At 57.9% G+C, this 24,156-nt stretch carries 28 protein-coding genes; 16 read left to right on the top strand and 12 right to left on the bottom strand.

Annotated elements, in window-relative coordinates:
- Position 1 precedes the first annotated feature (1 nt).
- A complete protein-coding gene (locus tag WKI41_RS12205; RefSeq protein WP_340193783.1) occupies positions 2-3,331 on the bottom strand; it encodes a DUF2126 domain-containing protein in 3,330 nt (1,109 codons plus the stop codon).
- 265 nt (positions 3,332-3,596) lie between these two features.
- On the opposite strand from WKI41_RS12205, the gene WKI41_RS12200 reads away from it, so the two are divergent.
- Positions 3,597-5,372 (top strand): ABC transporter ATP-binding protein/permease, encoded by a 1,776-nt coding sequence (locus WKI41_RS12200; protein ID WP_340193782.1) that lies wholly within the window; start codon positions 3,597-3,599, stop codon positions 5,370-5,372.
- On the opposite strand, the gene WKI41_RS12195 is transcribed toward WKI41_RS12200, so the two are convergent.
- Positions 5,350-5,556 carry a hypothetical protein gene (locus tag WKI41_RS12195; RefSeq protein WP_340193781.1) on the bottom strand — a complete coding sequence of 69 codons (207 nt, stop codon included), beginning with the start codon at positions 5,554-5,556 and terminating at the stop codon, positions 5,350-5,352. The genes WKI41_RS12200 and WKI41_RS12195 overlap by 23 nt on opposite strands.
- Positions 5,557-5,934: 378 nt before the next feature.
- Here WKI41_RS12195 and WKI41_RS12190 point away from each other — a divergent pair, with 378 nt between their 5' ends.
- On the top strand, positions 5,935-6,318 hold the full coding sequence (locus tag WKI41_RS12190) for an acyl-CoA thioesterase (protein ID WP_340193780.1): 384 nt from the start codon (positions 5,935-5,937) through the stop codon (positions 6,316-6,318).
- A gap of 210 nt (positions 6,319-6,528) precedes the next feature.
- Here WKI41_RS12190 and WKI41_RS12185 read toward each other — a convergent pair whose 3' ends face one another.
- The 3 genes from WKI41_RS12185 to WKI41_RS12175 form a co-directional block, all read right to left on the bottom strand.
- A complete protein-coding gene (locus WKI41_RS12185) occupies positions 6,529-7,197 on the bottom strand; it encodes an outer membrane protein (protein ID WP_340193779.1) in 669 nt (222 codons plus the stop codon).
- A 254-nt stretch (positions 7,198-7,451) separates the two neighbouring features.
- The gene (locus tag WKI41_RS12180; RefSeq protein WP_340193778.1) at positions 7,452-7,820 is read right to left on the bottom strand and encodes a hypothetical protein; all 369 of its coding nucleotides are present in this window, start codon (positions 7,818-7,820) and stop codon (positions 7,452-7,454) included.
- 224 nt (positions 7,821-8,044) lie between these two features.
- Positions 8,045-8,644: a helix-turn-helix domain-containing protein gene (locus tag WKI41_RS12175; protein WP_340193777.1), complete on the bottom strand. Its 600-nt coding sequence runs from the start codon at positions 8,642-8,644 to the stop codon at positions 8,045-8,047.
- Between the two features lie 409 nt (positions 8,645-9,053).
- Here WKI41_RS12175 and WKI41_RS12170 point away from each other — a divergent pair, with 409 nt between their 5' ends.
- The 8 genes from WKI41_RS12170 (at position 9,054) to WKI41_RS12135 (ending at position 12,216) form a co-directional block, all read left to right on the top strand.
- A complete protein-coding gene (locus WKI41_RS12170) occupies positions 9,054-9,233 on the top strand; it encodes a hypothetical protein (protein ID WP_340193776.1) in 180 nt (59 codons plus the stop codon).
- Positions 9,226-9,456: a hypothetical protein gene (locus tag WKI41_RS12165; protein ID WP_340193775.1), complete on the top strand. Its 231-nt coding sequence runs from the start codon at positions 9,226-9,228 to the stop codon at positions 9,454-9,456. Before WKI41_RS12170 ends, WKI41_RS12165 begins: the two co-directional genes overlap by 8 nt.
- Positions 9,453-9,584 (top strand): hypothetical protein, encoded by a 132-nt coding sequence (locus tag WKI41_RS12160; protein ID WP_340193774.1) that lies wholly within the window; start codon positions 9,453-9,455, stop codon positions 9,582-9,584. Before WKI41_RS12165 ends, WKI41_RS12160 begins: the two co-directional genes overlap by 4 nt.
- A gap of 358 nt (positions 9,585-9,942) precedes the next feature.
- On the top strand, positions 9,943-10,149 hold the full coding sequence (locus WKI41_RS12155; RefSeq protein ID WP_340193773.1) for a hypothetical protein: 207 nt from the start codon (positions 9,943-9,945) through the stop codon (positions 10,147-10,149).
- A gap of 10 nt (positions 10,150-10,159) precedes the next feature.
- Positions 10,160-10,633: a DUF1376 domain-containing protein gene (locus WKI41_RS12150; RefSeq protein WP_340193772.1), complete on the top strand. Its 474-nt coding sequence runs from the start codon at positions 10,160-10,162 to the stop codon at positions 10,631-10,633.
- A complete protein-coding gene (locus WKI41_RS12145) occupies positions 10,626-11,264 on the top strand; it encodes a hypothetical protein (protein WP_340193771.1) in 639 nt (212 codons plus the stop codon). The genes WKI41_RS12150 and WKI41_RS12145 overlap by 8 nt, the downstream gene beginning before the upstream one ends.
- Positions 11,261-11,659 carry a hypothetical protein gene (locus WKI41_RS12140; RefSeq protein WP_340193770.1) on the top strand — a complete coding sequence of 133 codons (399 nt, stop codon included), beginning with the start codon at positions 11,261-11,263 and terminating at the stop codon, positions 11,657-11,659. Before WKI41_RS12145 ends, WKI41_RS12140 begins: the two co-directional genes overlap by 4 nt.
- Complete coding sequence (locus WKI41_RS12135) at positions 11,656-12,216, top strand: hypothetical protein (RefSeq protein ID WP_340193769.1); 561 nt, start codon at positions 11,656-11,658, stop codon at positions 12,214-12,216. The genes WKI41_RS12140 and WKI41_RS12135 overlap by 4 nt, the downstream gene beginning before the upstream one ends.
- A 170-nt stretch (positions 12,217-12,386) precedes the next feature.
- On the opposite strand, the gene WKI41_RS12130 is transcribed toward WKI41_RS12135, so the two are convergent.
- Complete coding sequence (locus WKI41_RS12130) at positions 12,387-12,833, bottom strand: hypothetical protein (RefSeq protein WP_340193768.1); 447 nt, start codon at positions 12,831-12,833, stop codon at positions 12,387-12,389.
- A 439-nt stretch (positions 12,834-13,272) separates the two neighbouring features.
- On the opposite strand from WKI41_RS12130, the gene WKI41_RS12125 reads away from it, so the two are divergent.
- The 4 genes from WKI41_RS12125 (at position 13,273) to WKI41_RS12110 (ending at position 16,548) form a co-directional block, all read left to right on the top strand.
- Entirely contained in the window at positions 13,273-14,175 is a 903-nt protein-coding gene (locus WKI41_RS12125) for a hypothetical protein (RefSeq protein WP_340193767.1), read from the top strand.
- 119 nt (positions 14,176-14,294) lie between these two features.
- The gene (locus tag WKI41_RS12120; protein ID WP_340193766.1) at positions 14,295-14,840 is read left to right on the top strand and encodes a terminase small subunit; all 546 of its coding nucleotides are present in this window, start codon (positions 14,295-14,297) and stop codon (positions 14,838-14,840) included.
- A gap of 670 nt (positions 14,841-15,510) precedes the next feature.
- Positions 15,511-16,035: a hypothetical protein gene (locus WKI41_RS12115; RefSeq protein WP_340193765.1), complete on the top strand. Its 525-nt coding sequence runs from the start codon at positions 15,511-15,513 to the stop codon at positions 16,033-16,035.
- A 3-nt stretch (positions 16,036-16,038) separates the two neighbouring features.
- Positions 16,039-16,548 (top strand): virion core protein, T7 gp14 family, encoded by a 510-nt coding sequence (locus WKI41_RS12110; RefSeq protein WP_340193764.1) that lies wholly within the window; start codon positions 16,039-16,041, stop codon positions 16,546-16,548.
- Positions 16,549-16,602: 54 nt separating this feature from the next.
- Here WKI41_RS12110 and WKI41_RS12105 read toward each other — a convergent pair whose 3' ends face one another.
- The 5 genes from WKI41_RS12105 to WKI41_RS12085 all read right to left on the bottom strand — a co-directional run bounded on the left by WKI41_RS12105 (position 16,603) and on the right by WKI41_RS12085 (position 20,297).
- Positions 16,603-17,148, bottom strand: coding sequence for a hypothetical protein (locus WKI41_RS12105; RefSeq protein WP_340193763.1), 546 nt, complete (start codon positions 17,146-17,148; stop codon positions 16,603-16,605).
- Between the two features lie 117 nt (positions 17,149-17,265).
- Positions 17,266-17,871: a hypothetical protein gene (locus WKI41_RS12100; protein WP_340193762.1), complete on the bottom strand. Its 606-nt coding sequence runs from the start codon at positions 17,869-17,871 to the stop codon at positions 17,266-17,268.
- 270 nt (positions 17,872-18,141) lie between these two features.
- Positions 18,142-18,783, bottom strand: a complete 642-nt coding sequence (locus WKI41_RS12095) for a hypothetical protein (protein WP_306934324.1) — start codon at positions 18,781-18,783, stop codon at positions 18,142-18,144.
- Positions 18,784-18,876: 93 nt separating this feature from the next.
- Positions 18,877-19,683, bottom strand: coding sequence for a hypothetical protein (locus tag WKI41_RS12090; RefSeq protein ID WP_340193761.1), 807 nt, complete (start codon positions 19,681-19,683; stop codon positions 18,877-18,879).
- Positions 19,684-19,688: 5 nt separating this feature from the next.
- Positions 19,689-20,297: a hypothetical protein gene (locus WKI41_RS12085; protein WP_340193760.1), complete on the bottom strand. Its 609-nt coding sequence runs from the start codon at positions 20,295-20,297 to the stop codon at positions 19,689-19,691.
- Between the two features lie 336 nt (positions 20,298-20,633).
- Here WKI41_RS12085 and WKI41_RS12080 point away from each other — a divergent pair, with 336 nt between their 5' ends.
- Positions 20,634-23,051, top strand: coding sequence for a hypothetical protein (locus tag WKI41_RS12080; RefSeq protein ID WP_340193759.1), 2,418 nt, complete (start codon positions 20,634-20,636; stop codon positions 23,049-23,051).
- A gap of 157 nt (positions 23,052-23,208) precedes the next feature.
- On the opposite strand, the gene WKI41_RS12075 is transcribed toward WKI41_RS12080, so the two are convergent.
- Positions 23,209-23,487, bottom strand: coding sequence for a hypothetical protein (locus tag WKI41_RS12075; RefSeq protein WP_340193758.1), 279 nt, complete (start codon positions 23,485-23,487; stop codon positions 23,209-23,211).
- A gap of 11 nt (positions 23,488-23,498) precedes the next feature.
- Between WKI41_RS12075 and WKI41_RS12070 the strand changes: the two genes are divergently transcribed.
- Positions 23,499-24,156: hypothetical protein (locus WKI41_RS12070; protein ID WP_340193757.1), on the top strand; the 658-nt coding region annotated here is incomplete at its 3' end.

The following is a 24,156-nucleotide window of genomic DNA, read 5'->3' as shown; positions in this document are numbered from 1 at the left end:
CTTATACTCCTTGCGGGCGTCGCAGATCGAGTGTCAGCGGAAACTCCGGCGACACGGCCTCCGGCCAGACGGTATACTGGCCGCCCGTATGGCCCCATGGCTCGAAACGCGCCAGGCGACGCGCCTCCGCCTCGTTTCCATTGACGGGAAAGGTGTCATAGTTTCGCCCGCCCGGATGGGCAACATGATAGATGCAGCCGCCGATCGAACGGTTCGACCATGTATCATAAATATCGAATGTCAAAGGCGAGTTGACCGGCAGCACCGGATGCAGGCCGGATGCCGGTTGCCACGCCTTGAAGCGCACGCCAGCGACCGAAACGCCGGATTCGCCGGTTGCCTTCAAGGGTACTGCGCGGCCATTGCAGGACACGGTGTAGCGCGCAGGGTTGGTCGTTTCCAGGCGCACCTGAAGGCGCTCGACGGAGGAATCCACATAGCGCACCGTTCCGCCGATGGCGCCCTGTTCGCCCATCACATGCCATGGTTCCAGCGCCTGGCGCAGTTCGAGCTTCGAGCCCTCATATTCCACTTCACCGAAGAAGGGGAAACGGAATTCGAGCTGGGCGGCAAACCATTCTGCTTTGAGGTCGAAGCCGTGCTCGCGAAGATCGGCCAGCACATCGAGGAAATCCGCCCAGACATAATGGGGCAGCATGAAGCGATCGGCCAGAGCCGTGCCCCAGCGGACGAACTTGCCGCCAATCGGGTTCTTCCAGAAGCGGGCGATCAATGCACGCACCAGCAATTGCTGGGCAAGCGACATGCGGGCATTCGGCGGCATTTCGAAGCCGCGGAACTCGACCAGGCCAAGGCGACCCGTCGGGCCATCCGGCGAAAACAGCTTGTCGATGCAGATCTCGGACCGATGCGTGTTGCCGGTGACATCGACGAGCAGATTGCGGAACAGGCGATCGACCAGCCAGGGCAGCGGGGGCACGCCTTCGCCGGGTGCCGGGACCTGGGCCATGGCGATTTCCAGCTCATACATGCTGTCATGGCGCGCCTCATCGATGCGCGGCGCCTGGCTGGTGGGGCCGATGAACAGGCCGGAGAAGAGATAGGACAGCGAGGGGTGGCGCTGCCAATGCAGCACGAGGCTCTTCAAAAGATCGGGACGGCGCAGGAACGGGCTGTCATTGGGGTTTGCGCCGCCGACAACCACATGGTTGCCTCCGCCGGTGCCGGTGTGGCGACCGTCGATCATGAATTTGTCGGCACCCAGACGCGACTGGCGGGCATCTTCATAGATGGCGGTGGTGATATCGACGCAGTCCTTCCAGCTTGCGGCCGGATGGATGTTGACCTCGATGACGCCGGGATCGGGCGCGACGCGAATGACATTCATCCGCTCGTCGTGCGGCGGTGCGTAGCCCTCGATATGAACGGGCAGGCCAAGGTCTGTGGCGGCGGCTTCGGCCGACGCAATCAGATCGAGATAATCTTCGATGCGCTCGACCGGCGGCATGAAGACGCAAAGGCGTCCATCGCGCGCTTCGACGGACAATGCGGTGCGCACCGTTCCGGCAATATCGCTGATGACCTGTTCGTTGCGGCCCATGTTTGGTGCATCGCCGGCCTGGAAGGAGGCTTCGGGCATGCTGCGCGCAGACGGCGGCAGAGCATCCGGCAGCGGACCGCGCGGAATGGAAGGGTCTGCCTCGTGAATATAGGGGAACTGCGATGGCGGAACATAGGGCAGCGTTCCAAGCGGCAGGCGGTAGCCGACAGCGCTATCGCCCGGCACCAGGAAGATCTTGCCGCGCCGTGTCTTCCACCGCTCGCTGACCCAGCGTCTGTGGCCGGAGCTCTGCGCATTCCATGCCTGGACGGGCAGAATATAGCCGGTCGGCTCCGTCAGGCCGCGCTCGAAGACGCGGGCGATGCGGTTGCGCTCTTCCGGGTCCTTGAGCTTGGAGTTCGACGGATCGACATTGTCGGGCAGATTGGCTTCCTTGATCAGCCATTCCGCCGGGTCTTCGTAAGCCGGAAGCACCAGATCGGACTCGATGCCCAGATGACCGGCAATCGAGGTGAGGAGCCGTTCGGCATCCGTCGAGCTGACGCCGGTATCCTTGCCCTCCTCAGCGACCAGATCGGCGTTGCGCCAGACGGGGTTGCCGTCTTTGCGCCAATAGAGCGAGAAGGTCCAGCGCGGCAGGCTTTCGCCCGGATACCACTTGCCCTGGCCATAATGCAGGAAGCCGTTCGGCGCAAAGCGCTCGCGCAGCTTGCGGATCAGGATGTCGGCCTTCTGCCGCTTGGTGGGGCCGACAGCGCCGGTGTTCCACTCGTCGGATTCGAAGTCGTCGATGGAGACGAAGGTCGGTTCGCCGCCCATGGTAAGGCGCACGTCCTGCGCCTTCAACACCCGGTCCACCGTTTCGCCCAGCGCATTCAGCTGATCCCAGCTCTCATCCGAAAAGGGCTTGGTGATGCGCGGATGTTCAGCCACCCGCGTGACCTTCATGTCGAAGGCGAACTCGGTATTCGCCTCACCAAAATAACCGCCGGAAATGGGCGCGGCATTGCGATAATGCGGCGTGGCTGAAAGCGGAATATGGCTTTCGCCGGTGAGAAGCCCCGACGTCGGATCTAGCCCGACCCAGCCGGCGCCGGGCAGATACACTTCCGCCCAGGCGTGCAGGTCGGTGAAATCCACTTCCGTGCCCGACGGACCGTCGAGCGCCTTCAAATCGGGTGCGAGCTGGATGAGATAGCCCGACACGAAACGGGTGGCGAGGCCGAGGCGGCGCAGGATCTGCACCAGAAGCCAGCTGGTATCGCGACATGAGCCCTTGCCGGACAGAAGTGTTTCTTCCGGCGTCTGCACGCCGGGCTCCATGCGGATGACGTAGCCGATTTCCTGCTGCAGCCTTGCATTGATGCCGACGACCATATCGACCGTCGTCTGGCCGGGTGTCTTGTCGATGGTGGCCATCAGCGCATCGAAGAGCGGGCCGGTCTCTTCCGCCTTGCGGTAGATCGACAGATCGTCCTTCAGCGTCTCGGGATAATCGAAAGGCCATTTGGTGGCGCTTTCCTCGACGAAGAAATCGAAGGGATTGTAGACTGTCATATCCGCGACGAGATCGACCTCGATCTTGAACTCGGTGACCGGATCGGGAAAGACGAAACGGGCCTGGAAGTTGCCGTAGGGATCCTGCTGCAGATTGACGAAATGATTGGAGGGCGTGACCTTCAGCGAGTGGCTGATGACCTTGGTGCGCGAATGCGGCGCGGGCTTCAATCTGATGATCTGAGGTCCAAGCCGAACCGGGCGGTCATATTTATAATGCGTCAGATGATAGATGCTGGCCTTGATCGACATGTACACCCTAATCCGGTTTTCCCGGCATTTGCGGATTGGTCCGCCCCCTCTGTTGCATCGACTTTGTGCAATGCACGCGAATAATGCAAGGAACATTTCGGCCCTGTCGCGCATTCGTCGCCGCGGTATTTCAAAGGGCGCTTCAGGGGTGTCCTCCGGGTTATGTGGACAAGTATTGGCTTAGTGATATTGCTGTCATGGCCAGGGCAGAGACTTCACCTCTGTCAGTCAGCGCGATTATGTGATTTGAGAAAGTGGCAATGAATTGAAAACGCAAGGAAATTCTCCGGAGGAGATTGCCGCTTACACGCGCTTCGATCTCAATTTCAGATCGCAATTGCGCATGATGGGCAACGCCTTCTGGGGGTCTCCCGTGCGGGGCAGGCTTATCCTGTTGGCCTGCGGACTGCTGACCATCATTCTCGTCACGGCCTATGGCCAGGTGAGGCTGAACGAATGGAATGCGCCCTTCTATAATTCGCTCGAGCGGCGCGACCTCAATGCCTTCGTTCACCAGTTGGAAGTGTTTGCCATCATTGCCGGGTGCCTGCTGCTTCTCAACGTGTTCCAGACATGGCTGAACCAGATGACAGCGCTGAACATGCGCGAAGGTCTGGCGAAAGATATGGTCGAGCAGTGGCTGAAGCCCGGACGCGCCGCCAAGCTTGCAAGCTTCGGCACCATATCCATCAACCCCGACCAGCGTCTGCATGAGGATGTACGCAACCTGGCAGAAAGCAGCACGGCGCTTGCGATCGGCCTCGTCAACGCGACCATTTTGCTGGTCAGCTTCATAGGCGTGCTGTGGGGCCTGTCGGCGGGTTTTGCCATCGAGATCGGCGGCAAGATGGTGGCGATCCCGGGATATATGGTGTGGGCGGCATTGCTCTATGCGGGCTCGGCCTCGCTTCTCAGCAACATCGTCGGCTACCGGCTGGTGCCGCTGAATGCGGAGCGCTATTCCAAGGAAGCGGAGCTTCGTTTCTCGCTGATGCGCGCCAGCGAAAACCTGACGGCGATCACCCTTTCGCGCGGCGAGAAGAACGAGCGGCATCGTATTCGTCAGGATATCGATGCGGTGCTGGGCGTGATTCGCGGCCTGGCCATGGGCCTGACGCATCTGACCTGGGTGTCGGCCGGTTATGGCTGGCTTGCGATCGTCGCGCCGATCCTGATTGCAGCACCGGTCTATTTTTCCGGCAACCTGACCTTTGGGGGCCTGATGATGGCAGTAGGCGCCTTCAACCAAGTGAATGTGGCGCTGCGCTGGTACATCGACAATTTCGGCCCGATCGCCAGCTGGAAGGCGACGTTGCAGCGCGTCTCGGTGTTTCGCAACGCGCTGATCCAGATGGACAGCGTCGAGAGGCACGAAAACGCCATTGACCTCGACCGTTCCGCGACCGATATCGTTCGGCTGTCATCGATCGAAATCAGTCCGGAGGCGGGCGGCAAGGATATGACGCGCAGTTTCAGGCTGCGGGAAGCTCCTGTCGAGATCGCCATTGGCGACCGGGTGGTCATCGACGGAGAGCAGGGCGTGAACCGGCGGCTGTTCTTTGCGGCGATTGCCGGGCTCTGGCCCTGGGGGCGCGGCAAGATCACCATGCCGCCGCGCGAGGAGACCCTTTTCATTGCCCAGCACGGCTATATGCCGGCAGCGCCTTTGCGCGAAATTCTCTCCTACCCGCGTGCGCCGCAGAAGTTCACGGAAGCGGAATTTCTGGCCGCCATGGAAGCCTGCGGCCTTGGCCACATCATCCCGCGTATGAACGACAATATTCGCTGGGACCAGAAGTTCGATTCTGACGAGCAGGCCTGCATTCGTGTTGCCAATGCGCTGCTGCTAAAGCCACGCTGGCTGTTCATAGACGATCTGCTGGAAGGTCTCGAGAAGCACACCATCGACCGGCTGGTGGAGGTGCTGAGCGGCATGAAGGACACCGCTGTTATCTATATCGGTCGCTCGGAGGCGATCATGCAGACGCTGTCACCGCGCGTGCTGCATCTCGATCTGGTTACGACCGGGCGAGCTGAATAGAGCGTGTCTCCTCCATGACCACCGGCGAGCGGATTTCGATCCGCTCTCCCTTCGAAGCCTGCGTTTCGAAACGAAGCATGAAGGGCGCCGTCACCGCAATCGAGACGATGGTGAGCAAGGCGACTACGATCAGGCGGTCGTAGTGCCTCTGTTTGATGTCATTCCCACTCCAGTCATATGCCATTTTCGAGCCTCGCTCCGCATCTGGAAGTCTGTGAAATTAACCTTATCCGTTAAGAGCCTGCCCGATTATGGTAAACGGACCGTTACCGAAGCTGGAGGGATGGTTGTGGGCGACGAGAAAAGCTCTTCATGAGGGTGGGGCAGGGCCTCCGCTGGAGCAGGCCGCGATCTCATTCGCTAACGCTCTGCCACTCTCGATAAAATAGCTTCACGCCTTTGCGGGGATGTCTCTTGATGACGCATGCCTTGTCGCGAAGCTGCTCTAGACCTTTGCGGGCATGCTGTGGGCGAAAAGCTGCCAAGACGAATTCGCTGTATTCGGAGGTATGGCGAATAGGCTATCGCGGCACTGGGAGGCGCGCGATCAAGAGGTATGCTGATGGAAAACCAACCCCCTTCCGATATGGAACTGACCCTGCGCACGCTTGCCATGCCGGCCGACGCCAACCCCGCCGGCGATATTTTTGGCGGCTGGGTCATGTCGCAGATGGACCTTGCGGCCTTCGTCCGCGCCAATGATGTGGCCGGTGGGCGCACCGTGACGGTCGCCGTTAACGAGATCGTCTTCAAGAAGCCGGTGAAGATCGGCGATACGCTCTGCGTCTATACTCGCATCGAGAAGGTGGGGCGCACATCGATCACGCTGAAGATCGAAGCCTGGACGCGCCACTATTCTCAGCATTCGCGCGACAAGGTGACGGAGGCCGTGTTCATCATGGTGGCTGTGGATGATGCGGGCAACCCGCGGCCGGTGACGGGGTGAGGGGCCGCTAAACTCTCCTGCGTCATTCTCGGCGTTGAGCCGAGAATCCACGCCTTTCAGGGTTTATTGCGCGTGGTGGCTTGCGCTGATCGCCTGTTAAGCAATTGATGTTGTGGATCCTCGGGTCAAGCTCGAGGATGACGGCAGTGGGCGGGTTGCAGGCAAGGCGAGAAGTTTGGCCGGCCCACATAATCGGACGGCCAAGTTGGTTTAAAACTTCACGCCGAGGCCGAGGCGCACACCGTGCTGGTCGATATCGGAGTTGAGCAGCGGGCCGGCGTTGTAATCGAAATTTTGCTCGCCGAAATTGGTGTAGCGATATTCGACGCGGCCGAAGATCATGTCGGTGAAGGCGTAATCGACACCGGCACCGACAGTGAAGCCGTAGAAGTTTTCCTTCTGCGTGCCGGCACCCGGAACCGTCAGGTAGCCGCGGCCGATGGCCCAGCCGGCCGTGCCGTAAACCAGCGCACGATCCACCGCGTATCCGACCTTGGCGCGTACCGAGCCCTGCCAGTCGAAACCGTACTGATAGAAATCCGGTGCGAGAACCGTCAGCTTGCCATCGCCCCAGTTGCCTTCGAAATCGCTTTCGACGCCTGCGACCCAGTTGTTGGAGAACTGGTAGTTATAGCCGGCGAAGGCGCCTGCCATACCGGTGTTGAAATCGGCATTCACCGTACCGGCCGGCGCGATGCCGAGGATATCCTGCTTGTTCCAGCCATAGCCAACCTGAACACCCGCGTCGAAACCGGTCCAGGAGAAGGCCGGGTTTTCGATTGCCACCGGTGCTGCGGGAATGTCCGAGACAGCATCCGCGGCAATTGCGGAGGTTGCGGCAAGAATAAAAGTGGCGGCGGCAAAAATGGTGGTTTTCATCGGAAACATCCTGGGGTTCAATGTCGCTATCGATAGCCTATTGGCTCAGAAATGCTGTAACCGCCGAGCAACAACAGAAACATCTTGCGCGCTGCTACTTCGAGCGTGACGTCTTGGCTCTTGGCTCTTGGCTCTTGGCTCTTGGCTCTTGGCTCTTGGCTCTTGGCTCTTGGCTCTTGGCTCTTGGCTCTTGGCTTGCCTTTCGCGAGAGCATCTGTGTCGCGGCGATGTTGGCCCGTGTTTGGCAAGGCTGCCTAGGCCCGCGACTGGATACCCTGCTGCTCGTGGTTGAGCGTGTTATAAAGCCCGGTGCCTTGGCGTAGGCGCCGTTGCTCCGCCATCTCGTCTTGCGCATCCTGCTCTTTACGATCCTCCGCGCGCTCGGCGAAAGAGCGAATGTCGAAATCGTCGGCGATGGACATGCCCTTCTTGGCCGTGACGTCATAGAGATCGACGCTGATCACTGTGCAGTTTTCCGAGGTGGTCTCGTCGATGAGGGTCTGTATTTCTTGCGCCTTGTAGACGCGCACCGGCATTTCCAGAAGAACCGTATCGCCATCCTGCCAGCGCGTGGCAATCAGCAGCATCTCGTCTTTTCCGATGATGTAGCCAGGCGTGGTCATGAAAGAACCTCCTCATCATCGCGGGGGAATCCGGCTACTCGATTTCGAATACCCTTCTATCCTAAGAACAACAAGATTTACTATAATTCTAGTATCATCGTCAACTAGAAATATAGTAATTGCGAGAACAAAGAGAGAATCAGGAGGTGCTTTGGTTGCGCATGCGATGATCCATTGGGCCGAGCTATGGCCGAGATCAGGAAGGATCGCGACTTGCGGCCCGTTTACATATTGATAATCGAGCGGCGAACACGGCCGACGATGATGGGGTCGTTGTCCGGGAAGATCGGTTCGTGCTGTGGGTTGGTAGAAACGGGCTCGAAGCGCATGGGGCCAGAGCGGTAGCGCTTGTATGTGGCGTTGCCCTCCACGTCCGAAATAACGTAGCAGCCGTTGGGCACAAGGTTACAGTCGCTGCGATCAACGAAGATGATGGAATCGGGCGGAGAGATCCGGTCCATGGAATCTCCTATGACTTTCAAGGCGATCCAGTCACCAGAGGCTGGTAAATCCGCCACGCGGATAAGGCCAAGGGCTTCGTCGGCGATGTCGTCGCGGATCATGGCGCCAGCGCTGACCCAGGCGAGATAGGGCACGCTCAAGGTGGGAATGCCTTCCGCATCCGGCGTGTAGGACGGGTCGAGTTCATGGATGCCGACGCCGAGCGCCTGGGCAAGGGCAGGCAGCTCCGTGGTCTTTTCAGTCAAGCCGGTCTCCAGCTGCGAGATGAGCTGCTGGCTGACGCCAGACAGTTCCGCAACTTTCGCCTGCGAAAGATTTTTGATCTTCCTGATCGATTTCAGATTTTCGCCAACAATTCCCATGGCTTAGTTTCTACCAGAACGCTTGTGGAAAAGCACACAAGGAAACTAGTTGACGGGCGCCGAATTTTCTACTAGTTTTCTTGTATGAATAGATTTCGTCATCACAACAAACCGGCTGTCGAGGCTGATGGCTTTCGGGCTCTACCTGCTGCTGCTGAGAGCCGGCTTGGGTCATTTGTTTGGCAGTCACAGCCGACGACCAGAGAGGTTGGCGCCGTTGTGGGTGGGACGAAGCCAGTCTTGCGAATGGCGGGGAATGGGTTTGTCCCTCGTCTGGACCTGCGCCCCGATGTCTTTGGTGAGCGCACGCGCTGAGGCGAAAGACGGAAGCGTCTTTTGCCGGGCCGTCTGCTCTCAGGCATCGGGGCGAGGCAAAGGGGGGCTGGGCCTTGAAGGAGGATTTGCGCGCATGAGTTCTGTCCGTATCGAAGCAATCACGCAGGCCCGGCGCGCTGCGTTTCAGACGAGTTACATCGGTTGCCGCGAGTGCCGGCGGCCACTGTCCATCGAACACCAGATCGAGCGGTTCTGCGATGATTGCGGAACCGTGACGCCGGTCGAAATCCGGGAAGGGAAAGAGCATGACTGACGTTCTGGACAGGCCCGGTCTGGGTGTGGGGCGCTGGAAGGCGGTTGCCGAATATCGCAGCGACGCGGGTGTCGTCGATGTCGAATATGCCGTCGAGGAACTGGACGAACTGCATGACCTGATCGAGCGCGGGCCGGACTGGAACACGTTGATCAAGATCACCGTGACCTTTACCCGCCCGGTTTGCGAGCTGTTGACCATCGAGGAGGCCGCGCGGCTATGACGACACGCAGCACTGTGCATCCTGTAGCGACGAATGACGATGTGGATGTGAGCTTCGATATCGAGGCTTTCGAGGCCGAGCTTCTTTGTGAGGTGGAGCGCATCAACCGGGAGCGGCTGGCGGCCTGATGGCCGGAGTGTGCGCCGCATGACTGCATATCAAGCTTCGGTGGTTCTACCGCCGGATCATAGGTTTTGATCGCTTCTCCTCTCCGGCGATCAAAAGCGGGCTGACGGCTTGTCCTCCCCGGGCCGTCAGCCCAACCTTTCCTATCTTGAAGGCTTCGCCGTCCCAAGTGGACGGTTGGATGTGCTTGTCGGGAGACAGACTTTGAGCCGGAGCGCCGAGCTTTCGGCCTGACGCGCCTCGACCGCGCCGTGACGGTGCGGCGGACATCACCATTGCCAAGACCAAGCCTGACGTCTGCGCCTGCGGTTCAGACGACGGGCGACCTTTGCCGCCGGATGGCGAGAAGCGAGATGACGCATGAGCAAGGCACTGACACTTTTCCGCTCCGGCTATGACACCGCCGAGATTGCCTACATTCTGGGGCGCTCGGAAGCCGATGTTTACAACGAGCTTGCGCGGCTTCGCGAAGAGAGCCGGGCGGCGAATGTGGCGGTGATCAAATATCACCCCGGCAAGGATGCCTGGGGCGTGCCTGCGATGCGCGCGGAGAATGCCAATGGCTAACCTCCCTTTCATGCCCTTCTGGACCGATGCCTATCTGGCCGACACGGTGCATCTGACCACCGAGCAGCATGGAGCCTATCTGCTGCTGTTGTTTCAGGCGTGGCGTTCACCCGATTGTTCGCTTGTTGACGACGACGCATTGCTGGCGTTGCAGGCCAAGGTTTCGCCGGCCAGATGGCGGGCGATGAAGCCGGTGGTGATGGCGTTCTGGAAGCTCGACAAGCGGCGGAAGAAATGGGTGCAAAAGCGCCTGCGGCTGGAGCGGGAAAAGGCCATGGAGCGCAAGGCGAAAGCCAGGGATAGCGCCGTAACCCGTTGGAAGGCTGAGAAAAACAGCGATGCGAAGGCATTGCGGACGCAGAGCCGAAGCACTGCTTCCAGAGTCACAGCCATAGAAGAAAAATCTGGCGATTTTTCTAAAGGCGCGGTCGCGCTGAAAAAATCATCCCGCGATGTGTTGATGGAGGCTTTTCAGGATGTTTGACCTCATTGCCAAGGATCAGTTCGACCGGCTGCCGGAGCGCTACCGTGAGCGCGCACGGCAGATTGCCTTGCGGGTTGGCGAAATCGACCGGCTGCTTGCACCTGCTTCACCGGAGACCGTCCGCGATACCGCATTGCGGCTGATCGGCCAGTTTTGCCCGCAGCCGGGCATGGGTGTGGCGGGTTTTGGCCGGGAGTTTCGCGGGGTCTGCGCCGATCTGCCGGAATGGGCAGTGTGCGAGGCGGCCAATGATTTCATTGCCGGGCGGGTGACCAACCACACCGGCCAGTTCGTGCCGACCTGCGCCGAGTTCGGCAAGCAGGCCAGAGCCATCATCGCGCCTTTTCATGCCGAGCGCTATGCGCTGCGCATCGAAGCCTTGCGGCTGTTCGACCGCGCGGCGGATGAGAAGCGCCGGGCGCTGATTGCCATCGAGCGGGCCGATCCGGCGGTGAAGGCGCGGGTGAGGGCAATTGTGGCCGATGCGCGGGCCGGTGCGCCGGTGGCGTTTTCCCGCTCGCATGGCGCGATCAGCGAGCAAGCACAGGCGGTGCTGGATGCGATGAAAAAGACGCCGCAGCACCCTTCGAAGATTTCTCAGACACGCATCGGCAAGGACGCCAGACGATGAACACCTATCCGCAAACACAGCTGAGTTTCACCCTGATCCAGACGAGCCGCGTGGACGGGTTTCTGCGCCTCGTCAGCCCGCTGGAGTACCGCGCGCGCGACAGCATGGCGGATGCGGCGCGCTTTGTTCTCGAAAAGCACCCGGACGCCACGCTGCAACTGGTGCGCAGCGACGTGCGCGCCCGCTGGCTGGTGCGAATCCGCATGGAGATGGTGGTGCATTTTCGCGATGCGCTGGGCAAGACCTACCCGCAGATCGCCCGCTTCATGCGCCGCGACCACACCTCCATTCTGCATCTCTATCGCAAGGCGAAGGCGCAAGCGGCGGCGTCTCCTTCAGTGGAGACGACATCAAACGAACTTTGTGACGCAACATCGGAAGGACGAGCAGCATGACCAGCAAGGCAGAAAAACTGAAGCAGAAGCGCGGACGGCGCAAGGTGATCAATGTGGCGCGCGAGCCGAATGGCCGCATTTCCCGCTCCGGCCGCGCCCACGCACCGGCAGACAGCGTGGCGCTGAAGGCGCGAGCAAGCCGCATGGGCGTGACGATGGAAGAGGCGAGGGACCCAAGGGCGGCAACCTATATCGGCACGCTGAACATGCTGGGCAAACGCGATGGCCTGAGCGATGACCAGTATGAAGGCGCGGTGCGGTTTCTGGAACTGCGCCAATCCTACATGATGGCGATCAAGGCGCCGGATGGCGAGCGCGACAAAAGCGAGCGCAGCACGCCCAGCCAGACGATCAGCGAGGATTACGAGAAATGGTGCAAGGCGGTGATTGCCCGCTACGACGACTGCCGCAAGACCATCCAGACCGCGCAGAACGAACTTCGCCAGAACCTCTGGGCGGCGCTGGATTTCTGCGTGATCAAGGGCGAGCGGCAACACCATATGCTGGGGGATCTGCGGGTGGTGTGCAATGTGCTGGCGCGGTTTTTTGGGGTTTGATTGGGGGGCGGCGCGATTTTCGCAGTGCCGCCTCGCCTTGAAACTTTATGGTGATCGTAACGTGTGGAGGGTCGGGTCAAGCCCGACCATGACGGCGGCGAGATTTTAAAAACGGCGAGGTCTTTCGTGGCCTTCCTTGCTTCGGCGGCCAGTTCGCGACTGGCTGCCAATCATTCGTCGTAACCCAAGGGCCATGACGCAATCGGAGCCTCTCCGGTTCGGACGTCTTTATAGGTCGAGCTGATCTTGTTCAGCACCGCATCGTCATCCGAGTCGATCTCGTAGAACGTGCTGTCTACCGCCCGGATTATCACCCACGGCTTATCTGACTGCGTGGATGCCAGGCCAACGAACTCTCCCCAGATGACTTGTCGGGTCTTCTCAGCTAAGGCGGCTAAATCAGAGCCTGAAAGCTGGCCGTCTTGTTGCGCCAACCCCTCAAGCCGTTCGCCCCCTTCACCGGTAGCCTCAAACCATTCGTCCCCTGGTATTGAGGACTTGACCGTCGAGACGACCCATCGCTCTTCTAAAGAACGGGGGGCTAAAAGTCGCAGCAAGTCTTTCAGCTCAACGGCAAGAACGTGTTGGTTGAGATCATAGATCCTAAGTATCGTCATGGTGTCCCCCGTGACCCGAATGGTCGCATCGGCAGAAACATTATGTCAACAGGGCCTGTGGGCCGCTTTTTGCGCAATGATTCAAGTCGCCGCGACCTTCAGGCAGCGCTTTTCAGGAATCGCTGGATGGCGGACAGGACAGGACGAACTCCGGATTTTATATTTTTTTTGTTTTGAGTGATTTTAGCGTTTGACTTTTCTTCCCGAAACAGCGATAAGTGACATGTCTTCATATTCGAAGAATTTTATTTGGGAGCGGCCTTCGGGTCGCTTTTCGCGTTTTGGCTTTTAGCTTCATGGAAGCTTACTTGGGTTGCTCTGGAACCCTTCTCGCTCTGTCCACACGCGGCGCTACCGCTTAAAGTACCGGGTGTTATCAGCGAGTAAAAAAAGCTCGACTCTCGTATTGATTGATTCCATGTTTGCCCAGGGGGCAAGTATGCAGATCTCAATACCTTTCAAGATAGAATACAAAACCGAGCATTCGGTCCCGATACCTGAAATAGTCGATAGTCTTTTGTCGTTGCAGCTTCTCCTGGAGGAAGCTGCTCAGAATCTTGAGACATTTATCTCGGGCCTTTCAATTCAAAAGGTGGACGTTCGTGTCCAAGAAATTTCTCATGGTAGTCTTAGAGAATTGCTGCTCGTTGCTATCTTTGCGGCTTTTCAAGAAGAGCTTGAGAAAGGCGTCCCCGCTATAATTAATGAGTTCTTGGGGATTGAGGTGCCTGAAAGCACCCACACTCTCCTGACTGTTTTGGTCTTGGTGGCTGTCGTTTACGGGGTGGACTACGTAAAAGAGTTGGTTTCACCGGAAAACGACGCTTCTCTTACCAAGCAATGGAAAGCCAGTCTCATAGCTGACGTTGCGGCGGAGACCGGCAAGTCTCCAGACGAAGTCAAAAAAATTCTCGATAAGCGATACGGGAAAAAGGGTCGGGTGAAGCAACTGGCTGATGCGTCCGTCAAATTCTTTAAACCAAGCAAGGATCAAGGAAACGCTCCTATCTTGGTGGGCAATCGGCGGATTGAACCGCACTTTGTCGAGGATACTGAAGCGAATTATGTGTATGAAGAAGCCATCAAGGTGGAGAAGACAAAAAAGCACTACGGTGTGGTTTTGCAAATCCATCAGAAGGATTTAGATCGGGAAACCAGCGGGTGGGCAGCAATTCCCGTCGGTATCCATCCCAAACGTTTGCCTATGAAGTTAGTCGATGGCGTGACCCCAGATATGATATGGGACAACGACGAAATCACAGCTGATATTATCCTGAAATCCCGAAGGATCGGCCTGGGCTTCACACCATCAGAAATACATGTTGTCCGGCTGAAGTCTTAAGCGGACGCATCCTCGTATTTTCGTGGCTGAATACACAGTGATTTATTAGTCGCGATCCAAGATCCGTTACTCATGGCTCGACAGACGATGCGCCACTTCCGTGCACGGAATAACCTCCTATGAAAACACCACGGCCATTAAATCCAAGGCAACGCCTTTTCGTTGAGGAGTATCTGGTCGATCTGAACGCCGCCCACGCTGCAATCCGGGCGGGGTATAGCCGTTCGTTTTCCGACAAAGGAGCTTGGAAGCTGTTGCAGAATGCCGAGATCAGGGCTGCGATCGACAAGGCGAAGGAGCAGCGTTCGAAGCGCACGCAAATCCATGCGGACTGGTTGCTGTCGCGGCTCGCCGAGGAGGCGTTGGCGGATATTGCCGATCTTTATGATGAGAGCGGTGGGCTGAAGCCGGTCGATCAGTGGCCTTTGATCTGGCGGCAGGGGCTGGTTGCGGCGGTCGAGGTCAAGGAACTGTTTGAGGGGCGTGGCGAGAGCCGCGAGGCGATTGGGCGGGTTTCGCAGGTGAAGCTCAGCGACCGGATCAAGCGGCTGGAACTGATCGGCAAGCATATCGATGTGCAGGCGTTTCGTGAGAAGGTCGAGGTTGAGGTCAGTGGCTCGCTGGCTGAGCGGTTGGCGCGGGCCAAGGCGCGGAGTTTGGGCTGACGGGTTTTGTTGCTGAGGGTGGTGCTGTGGGTTCTCTCGCGGAGTGTTGCTGTCCGGGACATCTGTTTTTGGGCGAGAGATTTTGTCCTTTCGTCATTCCGGCGCTGAGCCGGAAGCCAGCTGCCGCGCTTCTGCGCAGCGAAAAGAGGCTTTCGTGATCAGGACTTGGTCACGCTAGATCCCGGATCAAGTCTGGGATGACGGAGGAGGAGAGATCCAGCCTAATCGCACGTCGTGCGTAAGTACTCTTTTTCGAACATATATGAAAAAGTATACAGCTGACCAAGCAACTTTGCCGTGTGATCTGAAAGATCGTGACCCGCTTGGATCGGGGGAGTGCGCGCCGAGCTGCGTCGCGGCTCGGTTTTAGTTTGATCCGCGAGGCTGGGCGCGGTTTGCGTGGGACTGGGGCGAGGCGAGCTTGAGGGTATTGCGGGGCCGCGGGATTGGTAGGCCGATATCAATGATGAGATCCGTCAGCATCTGAACAGCGAGAACCGCTACCCGGCACCGTGTGAAGATGCGTTCTTCGTCGATGGCGGGCTTTCCTATGAGGGCGCGCCGACGAAGACGATGCGCGGGCTTCGCTAACTGGAGGGCGAGGTGCTGGTGGCGCTGGCTGATCGCAATGTGGTGCGCGATCTGGTGGTGACGAATGGCATGGTGACGCTTGCCGATTGCCGCCTCAAAAGTGCATGTGGGCCTGCCTCACGAGGGCGAGCTGAGAACGCTCGATATCGATCGTGCCAATGTGGGCGAGCTTGGCACCGTGCAGGCGAGAAACAAGGCGATCGCCAGCATCACGCTCAGGGTGGAAAAGAGCCGCGGCATCTGGGCCGGACCGGCCTCTGCGCTTTTGCACTCGCTGGAGCGGTCCGACTTTGCCCATACCGTGTTGTTTGAAGATGTGCCGGAGCTGATGTTCGGCTGTGGCACGACGAATATTCTGACCCGGACCGGTGCGCCGTGGCTGCTGGGGACCGATGCGCTGGAGCGGCATGCGCGCGATTTTCTGCGTGGCTCGCTCCACTGGGTGGCCGAGATGCGGAAGCGCTACACGCTGCTACAGAATGTCGTCGATGACCGGAATGTGGTTTCCAAACGGTGGCTGCAATGGCTGGGCTTCACGCTCTCCGATCCGCAGCCTTTTGGCTATGAGCAGCGCCCTTTTCGTATTTTTGAGATGAAGGCTTGAGGCATGTGTGATTTTGGTCTGATCCTTGGCGCCGCCTCGACCGTGATTGGTGCGGCCGGCGCAAAGCAGGAGGCGGAGGCAAGTGCCGCCGCATGCGAATATAACGCGAAAGTCACGGACATGAATGTGCGGCTTTCCGAAAGGCGAGCGCGCGATGCGCTGGAGCGCGGCAAGCTGGAAGAGCAGAAGAAGCGCCAGGAGACGGCGCAGATCAGCGGCCAGCAGAGGGCGGCCATGGCCGCCAATGGCGTTGACCTGACCTTCGGCTCACCGCTCGATCTTCTCATCGATACCGCGACCCTTGGCGAAATCGACGCGCTGACCATTCGCCGCAACGCCGCAAACGAGGCCTATGACTTCGACGTGGCGGCAGCCAATGGCCGGGCGGAGGCAAGCCTTGCACGGGCGAATGCCAAGAACACCCGCCAGGGCGGCAACCTGAAAGCGATTGGCACGCTGCTGACCGGGGCCAGCAAGACGTTTGGCGATAGTCCGTTGTTCAAGCCGAAATAGGGGACATCATGACGGTTCAGCGGCTGGCAGGGGCCGTTCGCATTCCTTAAGTCTTTATGGTTTTTGGGCGAAGGGATCCTGTTGCTTTGCTTTATCGGTGCTCTTGCGAAGCATCTCGTCAGTCTTGTTCTGGCAGGCGCGCATTTGTGAGAACGCCGTCGCTGCCCCGTCGAGCCGAAGGTCCACAACTTCGTTTCCGTCATAGGTCACGCGCAACTGGCTGCTCGTTTCGAATTGGGCCATGAGCTTCGCCATTTTTGTGACGATGCTCAATCCGTGCGACGAGCTTGATCCCGTTGCTTCAAGCTCCAAGGCCTTCTTGAAATCAAAAGAAAGCTGGAGCGTATAGGTCTTGTCGTCTTCCAGGGACTTCCACTTGTCGTTTCTCAGCAGGACGTAAAATCCGGCGTTGCCAGGAAGCATGGCGAAGCCGACATGCAGGATCGTGCCGCCCTCATAAAGGCGCGACACATAGCAGCCGAAGCCCAGATCGGGCTCAACATTGACCGACCACTTGCCAAAGGTTCCCCACTCGACCGGATCGGCGTGGACGCTGAACGGCGTGCAGGAAAGGCAAGCGGCGAGGAGGGTGTGTTTCAAGAGCCTGTCCATGTGTTTCGCCTGATCATGCTGGATGGTTATTGTGCCGGATGAGGTTGTGAAAGCTTTGTTCGACCATCGCTCTTATCGACTGCCACAAGGTTATCGCAACCTCACTTACGGTTTGAAGGGGTCGTCTGAGGCCTGTCTAGACGGTTTCTTGGCAAAGGGATCGGATGTGTCGGACTCCGTTCTGGAGATTTTCAAGAGTTCGTCCGTCGTCTGCTGACAGGCGTCCATTTGTTCTACAGCCTTTTGGACGCCGCTCAGGGAAAGTCGAGCGATCTCCTTGTCCTCGTAAAACATCTTGACGGTCTTGCTGGACTTGAACTCATCAAAAAAAGCGCGCGCGACTGTTTTCATCGCAAGTCTACGGGTGGATCCCTGGACGTAGGCTCCGCTCTCTGTGTCCCAGGTTTCTTTCTCATCAAAGCCGACACTGACGGAGTACACTTTTTTATGCACCAATGACTTCCATTTCTCGTTCTGAAAGGAAATGAAAAATCCGGGCTTACCCGGTTTGAAATAGCGTCCAAAAACCAGAATATGACCGGTGTCAAACTCGGATGCGACGACACAAGCATGACCAAGGTCCGGTTCCATCTGAACCGTCCAGGTGCCAAATTCGCCCCAAAGGATCGGGTCTTTTACCTTCGATGCGTCCTGCGCGGCGGCGGCGAAAGGCATGCAGGCCAGGAGGAGGGCGGCGATTGCCTGTTTCATGTGAGGGCCTGCTTCGTAAGGGTCATCAAGACTAGGGGCAAAACTTGCTCATTTGCGCATGAGTTGAGATGTCTGTCGAGTGGTTTTGCTTTGGAAACGGGGTGCGCCTGATGGGTTGCAGAGAGGATGCTTTAGTCCGTTAGATCAATATTGACCGGGCTACTTGGCCGGTCAGATTGTGCTGAGGCCAGCGTCGAGGGGCTGACCTCCCGACCCCGGGGTCGTCAGCAGGCGCATCAGACCTCGACATAAGGGCGAAGACAGCAAGTGTTACAGTTTACGGGGATCGCCTGATGGTTCTAAGGAGGGGGCCCTGGCAAAGGGATCGGCCTCCCTGGACTTCGGTTCTCGGGCGTTCAAAATCTCGTCGGTCTTTTGCTGGCAGGCGTTCATCTCGGTTACTGCCTTGGCGACGCCTGTCAAGGAGAGGTTAGCGATCTGTCTGCCTTCGTAGGAGATCGTGGCGGTGTCGCTGGTCTGGAAGTGTTCGAGGAACATCTCATTATCTGTGGCGATCAAGAGCCTGCGCTGGAAATCATCTTCCACTGTTGCCCATGCGTTCGTCTTCCAGATTCCATGATCGCCAAGCTGAACTTCCAAGGCATATCTCTCATCATCCTTCAGAGATTTCCACCTTGGGTTATTGACGGACAAGTACAGGCCAGAGCCGTCCTTTTGACGAAAGCGTCCAAATCGCATTACGACGCCTTCACCGTAGATGCGGGCCACGTAACAAGCATTTCCGCGGGTAGGGTCCATAAAGACGTGCCATCCACCGAAGGTGCCCCAGACGGTGGAGTCTTTGGGCGGCGCGTCCTCTGCGACAGCAACAAATGGCGCGAGGACGACAAGAAAAGCGGCAATTGTCTGTTTCATGCGGGACTTGTTGATCAGAACCAGGTTGAAGGTCATTCATTTGCACACGGGTTGAAATGTCTGTCCAGGCGTTTCGCCGTGTCGGTGAGATCGTGCTCGGTGCACCGCCGCTATTGACGCTAAGCTGGTTCATGGTTTGGGCGCGAATGGGTCATCCGTTGCGCTTGTTGCCGGCGGCTTGGCAAAAGGATCCTCCGTGGTGCTCTCCGCTGGAGGCTTGGCGAATGGATCATCCGGTGTCGCAGTCTCTGGCGTCTTGGCGAATGGATCACCAAACTCTTCCGGCGAGCTTTTAAGGTCTTCCGTAACCATTGCCAAGCAGTCAAGCATTGCAGAAATCGCCTCGGCAGCGCGATCGAACTTCAATACAATTTCCGCTCCCTTTATGGGTTTGACGTGAAGCACCTTATTCTTTGCGAACTCTTCGAAAAGTTGAGTATCCTGCGGCACCACAATAAATAGCATCTGGCTATCGTCCATGAAATCGGCTTTCGCCTTTATGGGCGCCGATGAACCGAACTGAAGATGCACATCGAGGTTCTTGCTGGGTTTAAGTACAGTCCATTTGTTGTGTGTCACCGAGAAGTAAACGCCTCGCGCTTCTGCCAGGGGTAAGACGCCGAGGGTGATGGAGGCGTCTGCGCCAAACGACCTGTACATCGAGCAACCGTGCGTCGCTCGACGGTCATTGAAAACCGACCATTCGCCGACCTGTCCCCACAATTCGGTCTCTGCACGTGTGGTGGTTGGCAAGCATGCGAGGAATGCGAGTGCAATGGCCGTTTGTGCGGTCCCGAGCAAAACCGCTTTCTCAGACAATATCGATTGAAAAATCACTGGTTTCTCATTGGTGGCGGCATTTGTCTGCCTAGTCTGCATTGCTTCTATCATCGAGTTCGAAAGCTGCCGCTTGTCCTCAGCGGTGGCGCAGTCCATCGCCGTTACAGCTCGCGCGGACGGTCCACTACTCCGACAGGAGATTTTTTGGCGAAAGGTTCAGCCTCTTCAGTCTTCGGGTTCAGTTTCTTCAAAACCTCGTCGGTCTTCTTCTGGCAGGCGTTCATCTCCCTCACGGCCTCGGTGACGCCCTTTAGCGACAGGTTGATGATTTCCTTGTCATCATAGTAAACTTTGGCTGTGTCGCTTGTCTCGAACTCTTCGAGGAACTTTTCATCTGCACCGGAGACCAAGAGCGAGCGCGTTACATCGTCGTCCTCCACGACTCCCATAGCGCTTGCGGACCAAGGATCATTATCCCCAAACTGAAGGTCGATGAGATACTCTTTCCCATGCTTGAGCGACTTCCACTTTGGATTGTTGACCGAAAAATACAGGCCGGAGTTGCCCTGCTTGCTGTAGCGCCCAAACCGAAGCACGACGTCCGCGTCGTACACACGACCCAAATAGCAAGCATTGCCGGCGGTCGTATCGACACGAACGCCCCATTCACCGAATGTGCCCCACAGGATGGTATCCTTCGAGAAGGCGTCCTCTGCTGAAGCTGCAAAAGGCATGCAGGCCAGAAGAAGGGCGGCGGTTGCCAGTTTCATGTGCGGGCCTGCTGTTCGGGTGCGGTATTGGGTTGAGACCTGGATATTTGCGCAGGAGTTGAAAAGGCTGTCGAGTCGTTTCTTCGAGCTAAAGCGTGTCGCGATCTTTCAGATTCGCTCATACGCTTTAGATCTTTGTTTTTTTTGCCGCATGTCGTTATCGCAAAACCGGTGACCACTTTTGCGCGACATGCTTAGGCGTGTGTTCTCACAGGCGAGAATGCGCAGACCTGCTGCGGGTGAGGGCTCGGCTATTGGCTGCGGCCTGCTCTGACAAAATCACGAGATTAGATGTTGCCAGGCGTTCTTCGGGGCGCCTTTTTTATGGAGTGCGCCATGGCTGAGGTTCCGGTCAAACAATATTTTCGCCAGGCTGCCGTGCCTGTTTATCAGGGCAGCGTTGTCCCGCGGCCGATCCTCCAGCAGCCACTGACGGTGAAGGCGACGGAGAATGATTTTGGTGCGCAGGTGGGCAGGGGCATGCAGTCTCTTGGCGAAGGTCTTGGCAAGATGGCCGAGTTTGCCAGCAAGCTGCGCGACCTTCAGGCCGACACCACCGCCAAGGACAGCAAGACCGCCTTCGAGCGTGCAAAGCTTGCGTTGGAGCATGGCGAAGATGGTTATCTCAACACAAGCGGCCAAGGCGCTGTCGAAGGCTATCCCGGCTATGAAGAGGCGCTTGCCAAGCTTCAAAAGACCTTTGAACCGAAAGACCCGCTGGCGGCGGGACGATATGAGGCGATGGTCGCTCCTGTGGTGACGACCAGCCTGGAAGCCGCCATCAAGCACAAGGCGCAGGGGCAGAAGGAGTGGGTGGGCAAGGCTGCTGAAGGCAGGCTTTCTCTTGCCAAGGACCAGGCGATCGCCGGGTACAACAAGCCCGAGCAGATCACTTCCGCGGTGGCGTCCGGCGTCACCGAAATCCACAATCTCGGTAAGCTGAACGGCTGGACGCCGGAGGTGATCGTGGCCAAGTCCATGGACTTCATAACGGGACTGCACACCGGGGTCGCCATGACGATGGCCGGAAAGCCTGGTGGGGCGACCGCGGCGATGGAGTATCTGAAGGCCAACAGTGCCCAGGTGGACCCGAAGGCGCGGGCGGACCTGGAGACCAAGATCAGGCCCTTGGCAATCGACGAGAAGGGCAAGCAGATTGCCCTGGAGATCGTTTCGGAGAAACGGACCTCCGCCGGTGCGAGTGACGATGTTGTGACCGGCGCTGTGGGTAAAGCTGCGTCGGGAAAGGCAGAGACTGGTGTTGGGAAGGATGTTGGCACGCGAGGCGATGCCAATGCCGCTCAGAATCCAACCGCTGATGCCGGCAAGGATACGGTTGTCGGAACGGACAGGAGCAATCCTCCCGAGGGTGCGGACGCGAAGGCTCAGCCGGGTCAGACATCCACAGGTGGCGTGAACCGTGCCGCGGAGGAAGAACCGCAACGCGGAGGACCAACGCGGGCGAAAGCGTTTCTCGTTTCAATCTCCGCAAAGCCCGATCGACCCGGCGACGCGCTTCCGCTTGACAACGCCCTTGCCGAAAACACCAAAGCCTTTATCGAGGATGCGCCAGAGCGTATCCGTAATGGATTGGGAGTGAGCTTCAGCGACTCAGGGTCGCGCGTGCCTCTTGCGTCCACTTCTACCGGGCGCAGAATTCAATTGACCTATGAGGGGCGGCCGCTGGATCAGGCTCCGGCGCAGGTTCTCGACTGGCTGCACGACAATGCCGAACAATATGGTCTGCGGTTTCCCTATGAGACTGCTCCATCCTCCACCGCGCCGGAAGCGTTCGGTCGTGGTGGCAGCACTCTTGTTGCGGCGCAGGATGGTGTAGCGGCGCGCAGTCAAATGCTGCCCTTTTCGCAAGCGATGGGAAGGGTGCGGCAGATTGAAGACTCCGAGTTGCGGTCTTCGGCGCTTCGATATGTGAAGGGAATGTTCCGGGAGAGTGGCAGAGCCGAGAGTGCGGCTGCCAACGCGGCGAAGATGCAGATGTGCCAGATGATCATGGACAACGTGCCCTTGTCCCAGATCCCGCTCGACCTGAAACTCGCGGCCGGCCCGGATGCTGTCGATGGCGTCAAGCAGCGCGAGGCGCAGGGAGACAGGATAAAACCCAATTCCGATCTCTACGATCAGCTTTCAATCATGAGTGCGAGCAATCCTCGGCAGTTTCTGAAGACGGACCTCACCGGACCGGAGATCATCAACAGGCTTTCCCGCGAGCAATGGAAGGGTCTGGCGGACAAGCAAGGTTCCATCCGGGCCGACGAGGCCAAGGCCGACCGCAATGGCACATTTTACAAGCAGGCGTTCCAGGAAGCCGGGTTGACGCTGGAGGAGGCGGGGATCAACACACCTCGCCAGACGCTGCGTTATGATGCGCGGTTGCAACGCGAGATCGACCAGTGGTTGGAGCGTAAAGGCGAATATCCGAATTTTGCCGAGAGGCAGTCGATGTTCAACATGCTGGCCATGGAAGTCATCTACACGGAGAAACGTGCTCGTCTGTCTCCCATGAGGCTGATTGACGACGACGAAGATCAGGTTGGCAGCGGCTATATGTTCGACAATGACCACAGGCCGGAAGGATCTGACGTCAGACTTACGGCGCGCTATGGCAAGATCCCGCCAAACGAGCGGGCGCGGGTTTTCAAGGTGCTGATGAAGAAGAACGGCAAGGCGCCGTCACGAGCTGAAATCGAAGCGGAGTACAGCGCTGAGGCGATGGAAACCATTGGGACAGATTGATGCTGGGCTTGCCAGGTTCGTGCTCGACTGTTGAGGCGATGCCTCTAAGCTTCAAACACCTGTGAGCGCGATTTCCCTAGGGCGAGTGGCGCTGTAACTGTTTGAACCGGCATCTGGCGCCTTTGGAAGGTCAGATTCGGATCTTCAGCCGGAGCTCTCAGTTCATCTTTCCAACGACCGCGAGCGCTTCAAAAATGACGCAAGCGATGACCGCTGAAAGCGCGCCTTTCCACGGATTATTGGAACGTCGTCGGATGAAATAGACGATTGAGCCAACGATCGCGCCTGCTGCGAATGTGGGGAGCATGCCTCCAACCCACTCTCCCAAAATCCGGCCAGGACTCTGAGACAATCGAGACGAATCCCAATCAAGCGGTGCCGTGACCAGCGCAGCGACGACAGTCGTGCACAGTGCTGCGAAAAACATCTTTTTCAAGCGAGACCCCCATGTCCCCAGAAGAAAATCGAGACAGGACACGTACACAAGGCGGGTCTTCTGTCAAGCAGACGGCGTATGAAGTGGGGCGTGAGCCGGAGCCCCTTGAATATTTTCGCGTAGGCGACATGCCGTTTCTCTTGAGCGAACGCACGTCTGTCATCGATTTGCGGAGCAAACTGACCGCTCCAGAACCTAATCGGAAGCAGGTTGAACTTATTTTAAAGCAAAATCCGAAGCTCAATGAGGCACTGAAAGCTCCTGGACATGCGGGCCTAACCGTAAAAGATTTGTCAAGTCTCGCGCTTTTTGAGCATGCGCTAGAGCGTGTTCAACAAGAAGATGCCTATGCTAGTTCTATTGAGGCAAGTAGACGCGGATGGATCAAAGGGTTCGGGCTTGAAGCAGCAAATTCGATCTCTCGTAGCATCTTGAAGACGAAGATCGCATATAATCAGTACAGGTTTCAACAAACCGCGGAACGAGCGTGGGATCGCAAGGCTTCATTTTCGGGAATTGCGAACAGTGGTCCCGACGTTGGCGTCTTATATGCCGCGTTTCGGTATATAGATGCGCGTTATGCTGATATGATCGGCACGGACGATGAAGAATCGGCACGTGAATCCGCCCTTGCTGTCGCACAACATACCAAAGAATTGGAGTATTTTC

Source organism: Agrobacterium larrymoorei (assembly GCF_037722385.1).
GTDB lineage: Bacteria > Pseudomonadota > Alphaproteobacteria > Rhizobiales > Rhizobiaceae > Agrobacterium > Agrobacterium larrymoorei_C.
The sequence above is the reverse complement of the archived record's forward strand: the minus strand, read 5'-3'. Positions and strand labels throughout refer to the sequence as shown.

Coding starts and splice junctions, on each gene's coding strand:
- WKI41_RS12205 (WP_340193783.1), bottom strand. CDS start 3,331: ATGTCGATCAAGGCCAGCATCTATCATCTGACGCATTATAAATATGAC.
- WKI41_RS12085 (WP_340193760.1), bottom strand. CDS start 20,297: ATGAAACTGGCAACCGCCGCCCTTCTTCTGGCCTGCATGCCTTTTGCA.
- WKI41_RS12160 (WP_340193774.1), top strand. CDS start 9,453: ATGACGACACGCAGCACTGTGCATCCTGTAGCGACGAATGACGATGTG.
- WKI41_RS12145 (WP_340193771.1), top strand. CDS start 10,626: ATGTTTGACCTCATTGCCAAGGATCAGTTCGACCGGCTGCCGGAGCGC.
- WKI41_RS12100 (WP_340193762.1), bottom strand. CDS start 17,871: ATGAAACAGGCAATCGCCGCCCTCCTCCTGGCCTGCATGCCTTTCGCC.
- WKI41_RS12195 (WP_340193781.1), bottom strand. CDS start 5,556: ATGGCATATGACTGGAGTGGGAATGACATCAAACAGAGGCACTACGAC.
- WKI41_RS12190 (WP_340193780.1), top strand. CDS start 5,935: ATGGAAAACCAACCCCCTTCCGATATGGAACTGACCCTGCGCACGCTT.
- WKI41_RS12170 (WP_340193776.1), top strand. CDS start 9,054: ATGAGTTCTGTCCGTATCGAAGCAATCACGCAGGCCCGGCGCGCTGCG.
- WKI41_RS12175 (WP_340193777.1), bottom strand. CDS start 8,644: ATGGGAATTGTTGGCGAAAATCTGAAATCGATCAGGAAGATCAAAAAT.
- WKI41_RS12125 (WP_340193767.1), top strand. CDS start 13,273: ATGCAGATCTCAATACCTTTCAAGATAGAATACAAAACCGAGCATTCG.
- WKI41_RS12165 (WP_340193775.1), top strand. CDS start 9,226: ATGACTGACGTTCTGGACAGGCCCGGTCTGGGTGTGGGGCGCTGGAAG.
- WKI41_RS12180 (WP_340193778.1), bottom strand. CDS start 7,820: ATGACCACGCCTGGCTACATCATCGGAAAAGACGAGATGCTGCTGATT.
- WKI41_RS12080 (WP_340193759.1), top strand. CDS start 20,634: ATGGCTGAGGTTCCGGTCAAACAATATTTTCGCCAGGCTGCCGTGCCT.
- WKI41_RS12130 (WP_340193768.1), bottom strand. CDS start 12,833: ATGACGATACTTAGGATCTATGATCTCAACCAACACGTTCTTGCCGTT.
- WKI41_RS12135 (WP_340193769.1), top strand. CDS start 11,656: ATGACCAGCAAGGCAGAAAAACTGAAGCAGAAGCGCGGACGGCGCAAG.
- WKI41_RS12185 (WP_340193779.1), bottom strand. CDS start 7,197: ATGAAAACCACCATTTTTGCCGCCGCCACTTTTATTCTTGCCGCAACC.
- WKI41_RS12090 (WP_340193761.1), bottom strand. CDS start 19,683: ATGGACTGCGCCACCGCTGAGGACAAGCGGCAGCTTTCGAACTCGATG.
- WKI41_RS12155 (WP_340193773.1), top strand. CDS start 9,943: ATGAGCAAGGCACTGACACTTTTCCGCTCCGGCTATGACACCGCCGAG.
- WKI41_RS12140 (WP_340193770.1), top strand. CDS start 11,261: ATGAACACCTATCCGCAAACACAGCTGAGTTTCACCCTGATCCAGACG.
- WKI41_RS12095 (WP_306934324.1), bottom strand. CDS start 18,783: ATGACCTTCAACCTGGTTCTGATCAACAAGTCCCGCATGAAACAGACA.
- WKI41_RS12120 (WP_340193766.1), top strand. CDS start 14,295: ATGAAAACACCACGGCCATTAAATCCAAGGCAACGCCTTTTCGTTGAG.
- WKI41_RS12110 (WP_340193764.1), top strand. CDS start 16,039: ATGTGTGATTTTGGTCTGATCCTTGGCGCCGCCTCGACCGTGATTGGT.
- WKI41_RS12150 (WP_340193772.1), top strand. CDS start 10,160: ATGCCCTTCTGGACCGATGCCTATCTGGCCGACACGGTGCATCTGACC.